The sequence below is a fragment of the Rhizobium sp. WSM409 genome (assembly GCF_057653825.1).
In genome coordinates this window covers 4,663,114-4,678,029 of record NZ_CM172794.1, presented here as the reverse complement: position 1 = coordinate 4,678,029, position 14,916 = coordinate 4,663,114, and the positions used below count along the sequence as shown (strand labels likewise).

Annotated in this window: 13 protein-coding genes; 9 read left to right on the top strand and 4 right to left on the bottom strand. The window is 60.2% G+C overall.

Annotated elements, in window-relative coordinates; genetic code table 11:
- Window positions 1-50 precede the first annotated feature (50 nt).
- Window positions 51-200 (top strand): hypothetical protein, encoded by a 150-nt coding sequence (locus tag AC25BC_RS22840; RefSeq protein ID WP_157628347.1) that lies wholly within the window; start codon window positions 51-53, stop codon window positions 198-200.
- Between the two features lie 8 nt (window positions 201-208).
- On the opposite strand, the gene AC25BC_RS22835 is transcribed toward AC25BC_RS22840, so the two are convergent.
- Window positions 209-787, bottom strand: a complete 579-nt coding sequence (locus AC25BC_RS22835) for an acyltransferase (protein ID WP_012759757.1) — start codon at window positions 785-787, stop codon at window positions 209-211.
- Window positions 788-869: 82 nt separating this feature from the next.
- A complete protein-coding gene (locus AC25BC_RS22830; protein ID WP_128438465.1) occupies window positions 870-1,622 on the bottom strand; it encodes a cephalosporin hydroxylase family protein in 753 nt (250 codons plus the stop codon).
- A gap of 285 nt (window positions 1,623-1,907) precedes the next feature.
- On the opposite strand from AC25BC_RS22830, the gene AC25BC_RS22825 reads away from it, so the two are divergent.
- On the top strand, window positions 1,908-3,056 hold the full coding sequence (locus AC25BC_RS22825) for a DegT/DnrJ/EryC1/StrS family aminotransferase (RefSeq protein ID WP_128438464.1): 1,149 nt from the start codon (window positions 1,908-1,910) through the stop codon (window positions 3,054-3,056).
- Window positions 3,057-3,088: 32 nt separating this feature from the next.
- Window positions 3,089-3,847 carry a cephalosporin hydroxylase family protein gene (locus AC25BC_RS22820; protein ID WP_012759754.1) on the top strand — a complete coding sequence of 253 codons (759 nt, stop codon included), beginning with the start codon at window positions 3,089-3,091 and terminating at the stop codon, window positions 3,845-3,847.
- 330 nt (window positions 3,848-4,177) lie between these two features.
- Here the strand turns inward: AC25BC_RS22820 and AC25BC_RS22815 are convergent, their stop codons facing one another.
- The gene (locus AC25BC_RS22815; RefSeq protein ID WP_012759752.1) at window positions 4,178-4,510 is read right to left on the bottom strand and encodes a hypothetical protein; all 333 of its coding nucleotides are present in this window, start codon (window positions 4,508-4,510) and stop codon (window positions 4,178-4,180) included.
- Window positions 4,511-4,569: 59 nt separating this feature from the next.
- Window positions 4,570-6,183 carry a GumC family protein gene (locus AC25BC_RS22810; protein WP_012759751.1) on the bottom strand — a complete coding sequence of 538 codons (1,614 nt, stop codon included), beginning with the start codon at window positions 6,181-6,183 and terminating at the stop codon, window positions 4,570-4,572.
- Between the two features lie 134 nt (window positions 6,184-6,317).
- Here AC25BC_RS22810 and AC25BC_RS22805 point away from each other — a divergent pair, with 134 nt between their 5' ends.
- The 6 genes from AC25BC_RS22805 to AC25BC_RS22780 all read left to right on the top strand — a co-directional run bounded on the left by AC25BC_RS22805 (window position 6,318) and on the right by AC25BC_RS22780 (window position 14,693).
- Window positions 6,318-7,367 carry a glycoside hydrolase family 5 protein gene (locus tag AC25BC_RS22805; protein ID WP_113546563.1) on the top strand — a complete coding sequence of 350 codons (1,050 nt, stop codon included), beginning with the start codon at window positions 6,318-6,320 and terminating at the stop codon, window positions 7,365-7,367.
- A 2-nt stretch (window positions 7,368-7,369) separates the two neighbouring features.
- Entirely contained in the window at window positions 7,370-8,662 is a 1,293-nt protein-coding gene (locus AC25BC_RS22800) for a hypothetical protein (RefSeq protein ID WP_128438463.1), read from the top strand.
- Between the two features lie 159 nt (window positions 8,663-8,821).
- A complete protein-coding gene (locus tag AC25BC_RS22795; RefSeq protein ID WP_017995722.1) occupies window positions 8,822-9,841 on the top strand; it encodes an acyltransferase family protein in 1,020 nt (339 codons plus the stop codon).
- Window positions 9,842-10,057: 216 nt separating this feature from the next.
- Window positions 10,058-10,942: a formyltetrahydrofolate deformylase gene (gene purU / locus AC25BC_RS22790; RefSeq protein WP_012759747.1), complete on the top strand. Its 885-nt coding sequence runs from the start codon at window positions 10,058-10,060 to the stop codon at window positions 10,940-10,942.
- 113 nt (window positions 10,943-11,055) lie between these two features.
- Window positions 11,056-13,977, top strand: coding sequence for an aminotransferase (locus AC25BC_RS22785; RefSeq protein WP_128438462.1), 2,922 nt, complete (start codon window positions 11,056-11,058; stop codon window positions 13,975-13,977).
- Window positions 13,978-14,498: 521 nt separating this feature from the next.
- Window positions 14,499-14,693 carry a hypothetical protein gene (locus tag AC25BC_RS22780; protein WP_003544544.1) on the top strand — a complete coding sequence of 65 codons (195 nt, stop codon included), beginning with the start codon at window positions 14,499-14,501 and terminating at the stop codon, window positions 14,691-14,693.
- Window positions 14,694-14,916 lie beyond the last annotated feature (223 nt).

Genomic DNA, 14,916 nt, shown 5'->3' with positions numbered 1-14,916 from the left:
GTCGTGGCGGGCGCCTGCGTTTTGATTTCAATTCAACAGAAATTAGCGGCATGACAGACAGGATCTTCTACACCAAGCCTTCGATCACCCAGCTCGAAACGGATTATGCTGCCGATGCCGCCGCCACCGGCTGGGGCGCGAGGTTGCCGTCCACAATCTCGACCGCTTCAGCGCGTGGATCACGCTCTGCGGGGCGATAGCTTGCCTATCAGGCCTGTGATGCTCGCAGTTCTTTCTCAAGGATCAGAAGATTTTGAGATCTATCGCGTAAACGCCTGACGGGGATACCAGCGTATACTCCCCATGCAGGGAGAGACTTATTTACGAGAGATAGGCTACCTACAGAACTTCCCTCCTCAATTGTTACCTTAGGCAAAACGACCGAGTTGGAGCCGATAATCACATGTTTGCGGAGGACGACTTTCCCAGCAGGGCCGCCAATAAGATGGCGCGGCAGAGTCGGGTTGGTCATCTTTTCACCCGTGTAGTCATCGCTTGAGGTGTAGATTTTGACACCTGGTGCCAAACCCGAAAAGTCCTCCATGACGAAGCCGTCACTCCCAGATATATAACACTGTGACGCGATGTGCACATTACATCCAATCTCAACGTGTTCCCTACTTGCCACAATGATGGTGAAATCATCGATCCGCGCGTCATCCATGATGGAGATATTCTCCACGAAAAAAAGTCCGGCGGTTCTTTTAATCTTTACGTTCGACCCAAGATGCCGGAACGGCAGGGATCTTAGTTCAGTCTCGTCGTAAAATGTCGAGCCTAAATGCATCCGATACCTCCATACTCCGTCGGCCCCAAAGTACGTCGACTAATCGACGAGAATTTTTGATTTGATCGCATTAATCGCATGCTTAGGACCGCACACATCGAAGATAGCCGCCCGGAGAACTGGAGAGAACGAGCTTTCCATTGATGACGGTATCCAACTCGAAACGATCCGTTTCCTGCAAGTAATCATTGAGGGCAACCAAGGGCTCATCGCCAGGTAAGAGAACCTTGGAGCGTTTGGTCGGGACCTGGGAAGGTTCGTAACGGCCAAGGATCGTATCGGCAACGACGAGATACTGGCCGTCTGTCACCAGCGGCGCGTAATTGCGTAATTCATCCAGTACATGCGCCTTGCTATGATCGCTGTCGAGAATGACCATGACCGAGGCCCCTTCAGGGATAGACGCCTTGACCTTCGCCATGGTTTCGGCGGAGGTGGATGGCCCTTCGATCAGTTCGACGCGATGCGCCATCGGATGGGATTCGATCGCCTGACGGTTATGGGCGCGAATGTCGATATCTACGCCGACCACCTTGCCCTTGCCAATCAGTTGTAGCATGGCAGCCTGGAAGATCATCGATCCGCCACGCGCCACGCCCGTCTCAACGATCACGTCTGGCTTGGTGGCCCAGATAACTTCCTGGGTGGCCATCACATCGGCGGGCATTTGGATGATTGGCATGCCCATCCAAGACCACAGATAGGAATAGTCGTATTTGTCCAGGCTCACCAGAGTATCGAGCGTCTGACGGAAGACATCCGTGTCACGACCTAGAGCGAGGCTCATTTCGCGCTTGCTGGCCTCGAACTCCTGCCTATCATCCTTGGTGGTCATGAACTTTACAAACCTTCCTACCTGAACAAGTGGCGCATTTGCGGCGGACGTCCTTGCGAAGGGCAAGCGGGCACAAATGTCTCATTTTCCATCTTTCATCGGAACCTTATGTGAGGCTGGAGCGATCACGGTCAACAGCGTAGCACTCGGGCTACCTGCCCAATCTCGTGTTCCACGAGCACGATCTCGCCCGGCACATCATCATGTGAGCCTCGCGCCAGCTTCGAAAACTAGCGTCGTGGCGGGCGCCTGCGTCTTGATTTCAATTCAACAGAAATTAGCGGCATGACAAACAGGATCTTCTACACCAAGCCTTCCATCACCCAGCTTGAAACCGATTATGCCGCAGATGCGGCAGCGACCGGCTGGGGCGCACACTGCTACGACTACATCAACCGCTTCGAACGCGACTTCAAGACCTATCTCGGCAGCGGCTTCGCCATCGCGACCTCGAGCTGCACCGGCGCCATGCACATGGGCCTGGCCGCGCTCGGCGTCGGCGAAGGCGACGAAGTGATCCTCGCTGACACCAACTGGGTCGCCACCGTCTCGCCGATCGTCCATCTCGGCGCCAAGCCGGTTTTCGTCGACGTGCTGCCGGATTCCTGGTGCATCGATCCGGGCGAGGTCGAGCGCCATATCACGCCGAAGACGAAGGCCATCATCGCCACGCATCTCTACGGTAATCTCTGCGACATGGACGCACTGCTGGAGATCGGCAGGCGGACGGGCATTCCGGTGATCGAAGATGCGGCCGAAGCGGTCGGCTCCGTCTGGCACGGCCGCCGCGCCGGCTCGATGGGCGCCTTCGGCACTTTCTCATTCCACGGCACAAAGACATTGACGACGGGCGAAGGCGGCATGTTCGTCACCAACGACGCCGCGCTTTACGAACGGGTGCTGACGCTCAGCAATCACGGCCGGGCTCGCGGCCAAACCAAGCAGTTCTGGCCCGACGAGATCGGCTTCAAGTACAAGATGTCCAACATCCAGGCTGCCATCGGCTGCGCACAGCTCGAACGCATCGAAGAGCTCGTCGCCCGCAAGCGGGAGATCCTCGCGGCCTATATGGTCCGGCTTTCCGCCCTGCCCGGCATCTCGATGAACCCGGAATATAGCGGCACGATCAACGGTGCGTGGATGCCGACCGCAGTCTTTCATCCGTCGACGGGTACCACCCGCGAGATGATGCAGCAGGCCTTCGAGGCCGCCAATATCGACGCGCGCGTCTTCTTCTATCCCCTCTCCAGCCTCTCCATGTTTGAGGATCGGCCACAGAACGTGAACGCCTGGAGCATTCCGGGCCGCGCGATCAACCTGCCCAGCTATCACGACATGAGCGAAGCCGATATCGACCGGGTGGCGGCAACGCTGCTCGATGTGGCGGCCGGGCGGATCTATCACAACAGCACAGCATTGCGGCAGTCGGTCTAAGACAGCCCCACAGCGAAGGACAAAGAATAGTCATGACCACGAAGGACGATCGTCTCGAATTCGAAGCCCACAAGCGGGAAATGTCGCTTGCGCTCGGCAAGGATGAGGCAAGTTTCCAACAATCGCTGAACACGCTGATCGGGCTCGACAAGTTCGACTATTCCTATCTCTGGTCATGGATGGGCGTACCGATCATCCAGCTTCCGGTCGATATCCTGGCGACCCAGGAAGTCATCTGGGCGACCAAGCCCGATGTCATCATCGAAACCGGCATCGCGCGCGGCGGCTCGCTGATCTTCATGGCGTCGATCCTCGCCGCCATGGGCAACGACGCGGCCAAGGTTGTCGGCATCGACATCGACATCCGCGCCCATAATCGCGAGTCGATCGAATCCCATCCGATGTCGAGCCGCATCAAGATGATCCAGGGCGGTTCGGTCGACGACGACGTGCTTGCCGCCGTGAAGGCCGAGATCCCGCCGGGGGCCCGGGTGATGGTGGTGCTCGACAGCGACCATTCCTACGAGCATGTTCTGGCGGAATGCCGCGCCTACGGTCCGCTGGTAACGGAAGGCTGCTACCTCGTCGTCGCCGACACGTTCATCGGCCACCTGACCGAGGAACAGGCCTTCACAAAGCGCTCCAAGGTATGGCTGCGCGGCAATGAGCCGCTGAAGGCCGTCACCGACTATCTGGCGGAAACCGACCGCTTCGAAGTCGATCCGGTTCTGAACGGCAAGCTCGTGCTGTCCTCCTCTCCGGGCGGCTACTGTGTCTGCCGCAAGGCGTGAGCGGAATCAGGGATAGTCGTTCATGGCGCAGGTCGATATCGTCAGTCTCAAGGACAAGTCGGATCCGGCCAGACGGCTCCGACTTGGGTCGAAACCGCCGCGTTGCACGTCTTCTGCCACAATGAAAAAGCGATCGGCCTATAAAAGCGGCTGGGCTTTGCGGCAGCCGAAAGCCTGCCGCTGCGGCGCGCGGAGGAAGAGGGCATGGTCAAGTATTCGATCGTCGATCGATCGGAAGCGAATGCCGGCTTCGACTATCTCAGGATGGAGCTTCCGATCGAATGTTTCAGACAGGCGCATCCATCGGCTTTGCTGACCGCCTGAAACCCCTCACCGCACCGGCTGATAGTGGCCGCGGAGCGGAACCTTGTCGTCCATCGAGATGAAGCCGTCGCGTTCGCAGACATACATCAGCGTCGGCATGCCGCCCGAACGGAAGATCTCGTCATAGCGGCGGCGGATCTGCACGGTTTCGGTGCGGCAATTGTAGGATTCCTCTTCCTTCTTGTCCGGCTGCGCCTTGACGCCGGGAAGACCTTTGTAGGGATAAAGAGGTTGAACGCCCGGATCGACGGATTTCGTCCAGTCGACGGCAAAGGCGGACGCCGGGGCGAGGCTCGATACTGCAACGAGCAATATCAGAAGCATCATCATTGGCCGCATGGGAACTCTCCTGCCGGCAATAGGCCGCTTCCCCGATGTAGGAAAACCGACGACCGTCATCAAGCGGCCGCAGCGGGAGACTTCCTGAAATAACTTCTGATGACGGGATGGCTGAAGAGGCCGGCGAGAATCGCAAAGCCCGCGCCGACGACGAAACCGGCGAGAAAACCGCCGATGACGCCGGCAACCAATAGAATCGTCTTTCCGGGACCGTCTCCCTTGACCGGCGGCTCGGCCGGCGAAATGACGCGAATGTTACTCCGGTTGAAGTTTTGCTCCTCGCTCGTCTGGCTAGAGCGTTTCAGCACCGTCTCGTAAATATCGCGCGCCGCCGTCGCCTTGCGCTGTAATTCGTTCAATTCCACCTGCTTGTCGGAGGTACTCGCCTGCAACGCCTTCTGCACGGCAAGTTCCTTGGCGATGCTGTCCTCGGCGGCCTTTGCCTGCTCGTATTCGCCCCTTGCCGAGGTGACGAGACGCTGCAATTCGCCCTTGATTTCGCCGCCAATGCTCTGCAGCGAGGAGCGGGCGGCCTGCAGGCGCGGATGACGCGTGCCCATCTGGCTTTCGAGGCTGCCGACGGCGGCGGCCTGGGTGGCATATTGCTGACGCAGGCTGACGAGCGGCGAGGTGACGCCGCCCTCCGCCTGGTTGCCGGCGACGATGTCCTCGACGCGGAGGTTGGCGACGGCATCGGCGCGCGCCTTTGCCTGGATGGTCTTTTCCTGTGCCGTCACCAGCATCGTGTTCAGCGAAACGAGCCGCTGATCGGAAATCAGGTTGCCCTCGGTCGCGGCCATGTCGTTGTCGGCGCGGAAGGTTTCGACAGCCTGCTCGGCCTCCAGCACCTTCTGGCGCAGGTCGTTGAGGCGACCGTCGAGCGTTGAGGAGGTATTTTCGTAAATGCCGTTCGAGGCACTGTTCTCCTCCTCGGTGAAGGAGGTGACGACCTGGTTGGCAAGCCTTGCGGATTTTTCGGGATCGTTGGTCGTGGCGGCAAGCGAGACGACATAGGTGCTGGCCTCACGGGTGATGACCAGCGCCTTCTGCAGAGTGCCGATCACGGCGGCGCCATCCGTGCGGCCGCCGGTGAATTCGGGATCTTGGTCGAGCTTCATGGCTTCGGCGACGCGGCGCAGCACATTGCCCGAGGTCAGGATCTGCACCTGGCTGTCGATCAGCGCCGAGATCATTTCCGGCGAGGGACCCGACGATTGCGCGCCGGCATCGGCAAGGCCGATCTGGCGCGGATCGAAATAGAGGCTGCTGATGGCGGTGAATTTCTGGGCGATGCGCGGCGCCACCGCCCCGCCGGCGAGGGCTCCGAGAAGCGCCAAACCCAGCACGATCAGTCGCCGGCTCCAGATCGCGGCGATACTGGAGCGGAGGTCGAGAAGCGGTGCGGCCGGCGCGGACTCTGCATTCGGCGGCGCGTCCGCGACAGGCTGTCTTGCAGGCTGAGGCTGAGGTGCCGGACGCTCATATTGGCGGGTTTCCGCAATGCTTGCCGGCGGCACGAAGGGGGGCGGGGCAGGTTCGGGCGATGGCCGGACGAAATCATCCGGGCGGACGACGGGACTGCGCATGCCCACGCCTTCCGGCGCAGTCTGAGACGGCTCAAAACTGCGCCAGCCAGGGAGCCGGCTTATCCTGTTCCTGTCATACTGGTTCATACGCGCACTCGTGTCCCGCCCAGCGTGAAAGACTGAAGCCGAGGTGCCGATACTTTAGAAATTCTTAGCTAACGGACCGTTAAAATAACGTCAGCGACGCCGATGTTGCGATTTGCCGCGATTGCGAGGATGCCATGAGGACGACACGACATCTGACAGCGCTGCTGCTTGCGGCCGCTCTCACCCCGTCGCCGGTCCTTGCGGCTGAGGCCCCTTGCTACCGCGGCGTCAATTTGTCCGGCGGTGAATATGGCGAGCGCGGCGGCATCTACGGCACCAACTACACCTACCCGAGCGAAGACACGATCGGCTATTTCGCCAAGAAGGGCATGACGATTATCCGGCTGCCCTTCCGCTGGGAGCGGCTGCAGCCCGCACTCGGCGGGCGGCTCGACGAGGATGAGCTCAAGCGGATCAAAGATACGATCGGCCTGATCCGCAAGCACGGCATGGCGGTTCTGCTCGACCCGCATAATTTCGGCTATTACGACAAGACCCAGGTCGGCACAGCGCCGGCGACGGATGCCGCCTTCGGTGACTTCTGGGCAAGGCTCGCCGTCGAATTCGCCAATCAGGACGGCGTTCTCTTCGGCCTGATGAACGAACCGCACGACATCAAGGCGACCGACTGGCTGGATGCGGCCAATGCGGCGATCCGCAGCATCCGCGCTGTCGGCGCGCGCAACCTCATCTTGGTGCCGGGCACCGCCTGGAGCGGCGCGGGCAGCTGGGAAAAGGATGTGATCGGCGGCGCCAACGGCACGGTGATGCTCGGTGTGCGCGATCCGCTCAATTTCTACGCCTATGAGGTCCACCAGTATCTCGATGCCGATTCCTCCGGCACCCATCCGACCTGTGAAGGTGCGTCCGCCGCGGTCGCGGCGATCAACGGCGTTACCGCCTGGTTGAAGCAGAACCACAAGCGCGGTTTTCTCGGCGAATTTGGCGCCTCCACCGACAAGGACTGCATGAGCGGGCTGACCGAAATCTACGCCACCATGTCCGGCAATAGCGATGTGTGGCTCGGCTGGTCCTACTGGGCGGCCGGCGATTGGTGGCCGGCGGACGAGCCGTTCAACGTCCAGCCGCGCAAGGGCCCTGAGCGGCCGCAGATGCGGCTTCTTGCCGAGGCGGCAAAAGCCGGTGCCGGCATTTGCTCCGCCGTCAAACCCGCGGGGAAATGAGCATGGCGGTCGTCGATCAGAGGACAGCGACATTCACTGTGGCCGGCACTGTCGCCGGCAACCGGCTCGATGCCGCCGGCAGGGCATCGCGCACCGATCATACGGTGCTCTGGCTCGGGCTGCTCTCCGTGCTCTACAACGGCATTCTCGCCTTCATCAACCACAACATTGTGCCGCTCTCGATGACGCATGTCGCCGCCAGCGAAGGCCTGATCATGGCGAGCGCCATCATCTATATCCTGCACAAGGGGATCTACGAGACCGATCTGCCGGCCTTCCTGTTCCTGCTGTTCACGCTCGTCGTGACCATCTATGTCAGCGTGCTCAACCGCATGCTGTTCATCGATCACTTCCGCAACGTGCTGATCATCTTCTGCTTTACCGGGCTCGGCGGCTGGAGCAACGAGAAAACGATGAAGCTCGCCTTTCGCTGGGCAAGTCTTGCCGTCATGATCTTCCTGATCTTCGAGATCGTCAGCGTGCCGTTCTATGTCAGCATCGTCCACCCGTCCGATTATTTCGCCAATACGCGCGGGCTGCTGCCGCTGAGCTACAATACGACGGGCCTCTTCCAGAACGCGCTCGGCTTTCCCGAGCGCTTCTCTTTCGGCATCATCGACCACCGTTCCTCCTCGATCTTCCTCGAGCAGGTGTCGCTCGCCAATTTCTGCGGCGTGATCGCGGTCTACCTGATTTCGATGTGGGAGAGGCTTGGCCGCTGGGACCGGTTGCTGATGGTCGGCACGGCCGTGCTGATCCTGGTGACGAACGACACGCGCACGATGCTGATCTTCTGCTGTGCCTGCATCGTCGGTTACTTCGTCTTTCCGAAGATCCCGAAGAATTTCAATCTGGCGCTGATGCCGCTGATCGTCGCCGCCGGCTTCCTCGTCTACGTGATGAAACCCAATGCGACGGGCGACAATTTCACCGGCCGCATCAACCTGACGATGAAGAAGATCATGGAGCTCGATCCGCTTGCCATCCTCGGGCTTTCGGTCGACCGGGTCGCCGAATTCGCCGACAGCGGCTATGTCTACCTGATCTACGCGGCGACAATCTTCGGCGTCATCGCCTTGTGGCTGTTCGTCTGCCTCTTTCCCGCCGGGCGCACGGCGGCACAGCGGCGCTGCGCCCATTCACTTTCTCTTTTCATTTTTCTGAATATGATGATCGGGGGAACCGCGGTCTTCTCGATGAAGATCGCCGGTCTCCTCTGGTTCGTCGTCGGATATATGCGCTTCCATGACAGCCCGCGCATCCGGCAGGGTCGTCGGGCAGATGTATTGAGTTGACCGCAGCGGCGCCTGTCCGCGCGAGCCCTAGAAAAGGATGATTTTAGGCCGGATTGGCCTAAAGTCTGAATCCTGTTCTAAATCAAAGAAATAGAGCATGATTTCGTCCGAAAACCACCCACACTTTTCGGCATCATGCTCTGGGGAGCAAGACGCTCGATGCTTGTCCAGCTTCAATATCTGCGCGCCATCGCGGCGCTGATGGTCGTCTATTTCCACGCGGTATTGCAGCTTGCCAAGGTCAATCCCGCGATCGATGCCACCGCCTTCATCTATGGCGAAACCGGCGTCGACATCTTCTTCGTCTTGAGCGGCTTCGTGATGTGGCTGACGACGAGCGGACGCGCGATGAGCCCGATCGATTTCGCCCGCCGACGCATCAAGAGGATCGTGCCGCTCTACTGGCTGGCGACGCTATTTTCGGCGACTGTGGCGCTGGTCGCTCCATCATTGCTGAAATCGACGGTGTTCGACCTGCCGCATCTCATCGCCTCGCTGTTCTTCCTGCCATGGAGCAATCCTGCCGATCCGAGCACGATCACGCCGGTGGTCGTTCCCGGCTGGACGCTGAATTACGAAATGTTCTTCTACTTCGTCTTCGCGCTGTTATTGCCGCTACAGGAAGTTCGGCGCATCCCGGCGATGTTTGCCGTCTTTGCCGTCATCCTGATTGCCTGCCGGCTGCTGCCGGAAACGACGGTGACCCGGTTCTACGGCGAGCCGATCATGCTGGAGTTTCTCGCCGGTGTCGTGCTCGGCTGGCTCTACGGACAGAAGGTGCTTCTGCCGAACCGCTGGGCTTGGGCGGCCCTTGCCATGGGCTTTGCGTTTCTGTTCATCAACGAGGCGCTGATGCCACCGGAAAGCCGGTTCTATGCCTGGGGAATCCCGGCGATCTTCATCGTCTACGGCGCGATCTCCATCGATTTTTCCAGGCTGCCGGTAGTGGGATGGCTGAACTATCTCGGCGACTGCTCCTACAGCATCTATATCACCCACGCCTTCACCCTGGCTTTTCTCAGGGTCGCCGCGGACCGTCTGCCGATCGGCATCCTGCAGCAGCCGGTGCTCTTCGTGATGCTCTCGCTGGTGCTCTCGTCGATCGGCGGTGCGATCATCCATGAGATCACCTCGCCGCGCCGCCGGAAGGTTGCGGTGGCGAGTCGGCCGCCAGCCTAAAGCGCGTCGAAGGCGAGATTACGCATCCAAGCGGCGCTGACGGTACAGTTTTTCGCGCAACTTCTCCTAAGCTTCAGACTGGGCAATGAGAGAACTTGCGCAAAGGTGATGGTTTCTCTTGCAATTTGTCGCATGAATGAAAGTGCGCCGGCCTGTTCGCGGTCCGGGCTTTGATCTAAGCACGGCGGCGGCCTTGGAGAGGGAAGAGGGAAAGACATGACAAGTTACGTATTGACGGTATCCTGCAAGTCTACGCGCGGCATCGTGGCGGCGATTTCGAGCTATCTGGCAGACAAGGGCTGCAACATCGTCGACAGCTCGCAGTTCGACGATCTCGATACCGGCAGGTTCTTCACGCGCGTCAGCTTCATCTCCGAGGAAGGCGTGCCGCTTGCCGAACTCAAGGAAGGCTTCGAGCCGATCTGCAAGCGGTTCGCCATGGATGCCGAGATCCATGACGGCAGTGCCCGCATGAAGGTGCTCTTGATGGTGTCGCGCTTCGGCCATTGTCTGAACGACCTGCTTTACCGCTGGAAGATCGGCGCCCTGCCGATCGATATCGTCGGCGTCGTCTCCAACCATTTCGATTACCAGAAAGTCGTGGTCAACCACGACATTCCCTTCCACCACATCAAGGTGACGAAGGAGAACAAACTGCAGGCTGAAGGCCAGATCATGGATATCGTCGAACAGACCGGAACCGAGCTGATCGTGCTGGCGCGCTACATGCAGGTGCTTTCGGATGCGATGTGCCAGAAGATGTCCGGGAAGATCATCAACATCCACCATTCCTTCCTGCCGAGCTTCAAGGGCGCCAACCCTTACAAGCAGGCCTATCAACGCGGCGTGAAGCTGATCGGGGCGACGGCGCATTACGTCACCGCCGATCTCGACGAAGGCCCGATCATCGAGCAGGACACGGCGCGTATCACCCATGCGCAGTCGCCCGACGACTACGTCTCGATCGGCCGCGATGTCGAAAGCCAGGTGCTGGCGCGCGCCATCCATGCGCATATCCATCACCGCACCTTCCTGAACGGCAACCGCACCGTGGTCTTCCCGGCAAGCCCCGGCGGCTACGCCTCCGAACGCATGGGCTGAGCGCAGCCCTGCATCTCTTTTGCTGGCAAACGACAATCCCCGTTGCCTGCCAGCGGCAAGTACTTGATTATCTCGTTCAATAGGTAATCGAATCATGCTGCGGGAGGGGTGTCATGACCGACGAGGCGCTTGTTGATCGCATGGCGCTGCCGCGCCCCGATGTGACCGCCACCGATGCGGAAGAGATCCTCCTTGCTCATTACAGCCTATCCGGCACGCTTGCCGAACTCGGCAGCCAGCAGGATCGAAACTATCGCGTCGATAGCGAGAGGGGTCGCTACGTCCTGAAGATCTGCCACGCCGCCTACGAGATCCGCGAGCTCGAAGCGCAGAATGCGGCGATCCGTCACCTCAATAGCCGGCAAGATGCGCCGCGCGTTCCGAAGGTGATCCCCACCAATGAGGGGCGGGAGATCGTCGTCCTTACCGTGCGCGGGCAGGGCTATCAGGTCCGGCTGCTGGAGTATCTGGAAGGCCAGGGGCTGACGGAGCTGATCTATCTGGCGCCGGCTTCCGTGGCGGCGCTGGGCGCGCTCTGCGCCAGGCTGGCGCAGGCGCTTGCCGATTTCAACCATCCCGGTCTCGACCGCAGCCTGCAATGGGATCTCAGACGGGCAGGTCCCGTTGCCGTGCAGCTGCTTTCGGCCATCACCGACAGTGCGGCGCGCGACCGGATCGCCAAGACCATGGTGATGGCCGTCCGCCGCATCCAGCCGTTGGCGCCGGCGCTTCGGCTACAGGCCGTGCATCACGACGTCACCGGCGACAATGTCGTCGGCCACCGTGACGCCCATGGCCATATCATCCCCGACGGGGTGATCGATTTCGGCGACATCATCCGCGGCTGGCTGGTCGGCGATCTCGCCGTCACCTGCGCTTCGCTGCTGCATCAGGCCGATGGCGACCCCTTTCACATCCTGCCCGCCGTCACCGCCTATCAGGCGATCTATCCGCTGAGCGAGGAGGAACTGAAGGCGCTCTGGCCGCTGATCGTCGCACGCGCGGTCATTCTCGTCGCCAGCGGCGAGCAGCAGATTTCGGTCGATCCCGACAATGACTATGTCCGCGACAATCTCGACCGCGAGCGGGCGATCTTCGATACGGCGATGTCGGTTCCCTTCGATCTCATGGAAGCCGCGATCCTCAAGGCAGCCGGCGTAGATGTCACCGCGCCGGAAACATCGGGATGGCTGCCGTTGCTGCCTGACATCGATCCCGCCGGGATCGCCTATGTCGATCTTGGGGTACGGAGCCCGCATTTTTCCGCCGGCAACTGGCTGAATACGGACATGGACTGGCGGCTGCTTGCCCGCATGGCAACCGAAAACGGTACGGCAGCGACGCGCTACGGCGAATATCGGCTTTCCCGCGCGGGAACCGCGAAGGGACAGGCGACCTGCGCTCTGCATGTCGACATATGCCTTGCCGCAGGCAGCGCGATTGCCGCGCCCTTTGCCGGCCGCATCGGCTGGAAGGACCAGCATCTGACGCTCGCCAGCGACAACATGACCCTGCATCTCGATGGGCTCGACCTCTCCGTCGAGGATGGAGCCGAGATCGCCGCCGGCGATTCGCTCGGCACTGTTTTCGGAGAGGCGTCGTCGCTCGGCGGGCTGCGCGTCCAGCTTTGCAGCGTCGCCGGTCTCGAACCGCCGCTTTTTGCGACGCCGCGCACGGCGGCGGCCTGGTCGGTGCTCTGCCCTTCGCCTTCGCTGCTTCTCAGCCCGCAAGCGGATGCGCCGCAACCTGAAACCGCCAAACTCTTCGCCAGGCGGCGGGCGCATCTCGCAAGGCCGCAGAAGAATTATTATGCGGCGCCGCCGCAGATCGAGCGCGGCTGGAAGGAGCATTTGTTCGATGTCGAGGGCCGCGCCTATCTCGACATGGTCAACAACGTCACCATTCTCGGCCATGGCCATCCCAAGCTCGCGGCGGCGATCAGCGCGCAATGGCTGCGGCTCAACACGAATTCGCGCTTTCACTACGCCGCGATCACGGAATTTTCCGAACGCATCGCCGCCCTGTCGCCGGATGGGCTCGATGCGGTCTTCCTGGTCAACAGCGGCTCGGAGGCGAACGATCTGGCGCTTCGGCTGGCGCAAGCCCATAGCGGCGCGCGCAACATGCTCTGCCTGCTCGAAGCCTATCATGGCTGGTCAGCGGCGAGCGACGCCGTCTCCACCTCGATCGCCGACAATCCGCAGGCACCGACCACCCGGCCGGACTGGGTGCATACCATCGTTTCGCCGAACACCTATCGCGGCGACTTCCGTGGTCCCGATACGGCAGCGGATTATCTCGGCATGGCGACGCCGGTGCTGGAGGCAATAGATGCTGCGGGCGAAGGCCTTGCGGGCTTCATCGCCGAATCGGTCTACGGCAATGCCGGCGGCATTCCATTGCCGGAAGGCTATCTCAAGGAGCTCTATGCGCAGGTACGCGCTCGCGGCGGCGTCTGCATCGCCGACGAAGTGCAGGTCGGCTATGCCAGGCTCGGGCACTATTTCTGGGGCTTCGAGCAGCAGGGCGTCGTGCCTGATATCATCACCGTCGCCAAGGGCATGGGCAACGGCCATCCGCTCGGCGCCGTCATCACCACGCGGGAGATTGCGCAATCGCTGGAGAAGGAGGGCACTTTCTTTTCCTCCACCGGCGGCAGCCCCGTCAGTTGCATCGCCGGCATGACGGTGCTCGACATCATGGCCGAGGAAAAGTTGCAGGAAAATGCCCGGGCGGTCGGCGATCATCTGAAGGCGCGGCTCGCCGCGCTGATCGACCGCCATCCGATTGCGGGCGCCGTGCACGGCATGGGCCTCTATCTCGGCCTCGAATTCGTCCGCGACAGAACGACGCTGGAACCGGCGACGGAAGAGACGGCTGCAATCTGCGACCGGCTTCTCGACCTCGGCGTCATCATGCAGCCGACCGGCGATCACCAAAATGTGCTGAAGATCAAACCGCCGCTCTGCCTCAGCATCGACAGCGCGGATTTTTTCGCGGACATGCTGGAGAAGGTGCTCGAAGAAGGCTGGTGACACAGGGCTTCCAGCATTAACCAAATCGGTCATTTCGAGGCATTTCGATTTTTAATGAAACGGGGCATTGCCTCATACAGCAAGGCTTCTTATGTCTGCCGCTGTGATCGATCGAAGTTCGATTCTGTCATGCGAATTTAACGAAGAGCTGATATGTTTCTTTCTGTAAGTTCGGGCTGTGACGGAATGAATTTTTTCGGATCGTCGATATTTTGACACGTTTCGGAATATGTTTCTGACAGGCTATCAGATAATCTCTACTAAGTTAGTGGATTATAGAAGACAGCCTTCACCGGCCCCGGGCTCTACCGGGACCACTCAAGTGCAACGCCAACACAAGGAACGAGCATGATAGACATCGATATTCTCGCCGATCTCCTTGGGCGATCTGTGCTTGGCAATGACCGTCCGGGCGCCCTCTCCCGCCCGAACTGTCGAATGTGACGTTCGTCCTCCTTTCAACGGTACCAGACAAGTCAATTCGCCATGGCTGCGCATGTCGCGCGGCAGGAGTTCTATCTATGAAGAAGCAAGTTATCGAATATGCAGGCGTTCCCGTCGGGATCGTCATTCCCGATGAAGATCGGCTGAAGTTCATCGCCGTGAAATTTCATGTCCACGACCTCGACGAGCAGCGTTTCGGCTCGCCCGATGAGGTGCGGTTAGCCATCCATGACCTGATGACCCGCCGTCATCCGAAGCCGCTTCATGCCTGAGGGCATGAGGCCGCGATTAGCATTCGCGGCTTTTCCCGATGTCCGACCGGTCCCGCCACATGGGGCCGGTCTTGTTTTTTGAGGGCATTGCAGCGCCGCGCGTCTTTATGAACGCGCAAAGGCTGTAACACTTTGAATTGCTGCATAATTTTGTCCTTAAATCGATTCCGATTTAAGAAATTATGCAGTACAGTCCTACCGGCCGCCTTCCCGCATAAGGATC

Coding starts and splice junctions, on each gene's coding strand:
- AC25BC_RS22840 (WP_157628347.1), top strand. CDS start 51: ATGACAGACAGGATCTTCTACACCAAGCCTTCGATCACCCAGCTCGAA.
- AC25BC_RS22835 (WP_012759757.1), bottom strand. CDS start 787: ATGCATTTAGGCTCGACATTTTACGACGAGACTGAACTAAGATCCCTG.
- AC25BC_RS22830 (WP_128438465.1), bottom strand. CDS start 1,622: ATGACCACCAAGGATGATAGGCAGGAGTTCGAGGCCAGCAAGCGCGAA.
- AC25BC_RS22825 (WP_128438464.1), top strand. CDS start 1,908: ATGACAAACAGGATCTTCTACACCAAGCCTTCCATCACCCAGCTTGAA.
- AC25BC_RS22820 (WP_012759754.1), top strand. CDS start 3,089: ATGACCACGAAGGACGATCGTCTCGAATTCGAAGCCCACAAGCGGGAA.
- AC25BC_RS22815 (WP_012759752.1), bottom strand. CDS start 4,510: ATGCGGCCAATGATGATGCTTCTGATATTGCTCGTTGCAGTATCGAGC.
- AC25BC_RS22810 (WP_012759751.1), bottom strand. CDS start 6,183: ATGAACCAGTATGACAGGAACAGGATAAGCCGGCTCCCTGGCTGGCGC.
- AC25BC_RS22805 (WP_113546563.1), top strand. CDS start 6,318: ATGAGGACGACACGACATCTGACAGCGCTGCTGCTTGCGGCCGCTCTC.
- AC25BC_RS22800 (WP_128438463.1), top strand. CDS start 7,370: ATGGCGGTCGTCGATCAGAGGACAGCGACATTCACTGTGGCCGGCACT.
- AC25BC_RS22795 (WP_017995722.1), top strand. CDS start 8,822: ATGCTTGTCCAGCTTCAATATCTGCGCGCCATCGCGGCGCTGATGGTC.
- purU (WP_012759747.1), top strand. CDS start 10,058: ATGACAAGTTACGTATTGACGGTATCCTGCAAGTCTACGCGCGGCATC.
- AC25BC_RS22785 (WP_128438462.1), top strand. CDS start 11,056: ATGACCGACGAGGCGCTTGTTGATCGCATGGCGCTGCCGCGCCCCGAT.
- AC25BC_RS22780 (WP_003544544.1), top strand. CDS start 14,499: ATGAAGAAGCAAGTTATCGAATATGCAGGCGTTCCCGTCGGGATCGTC.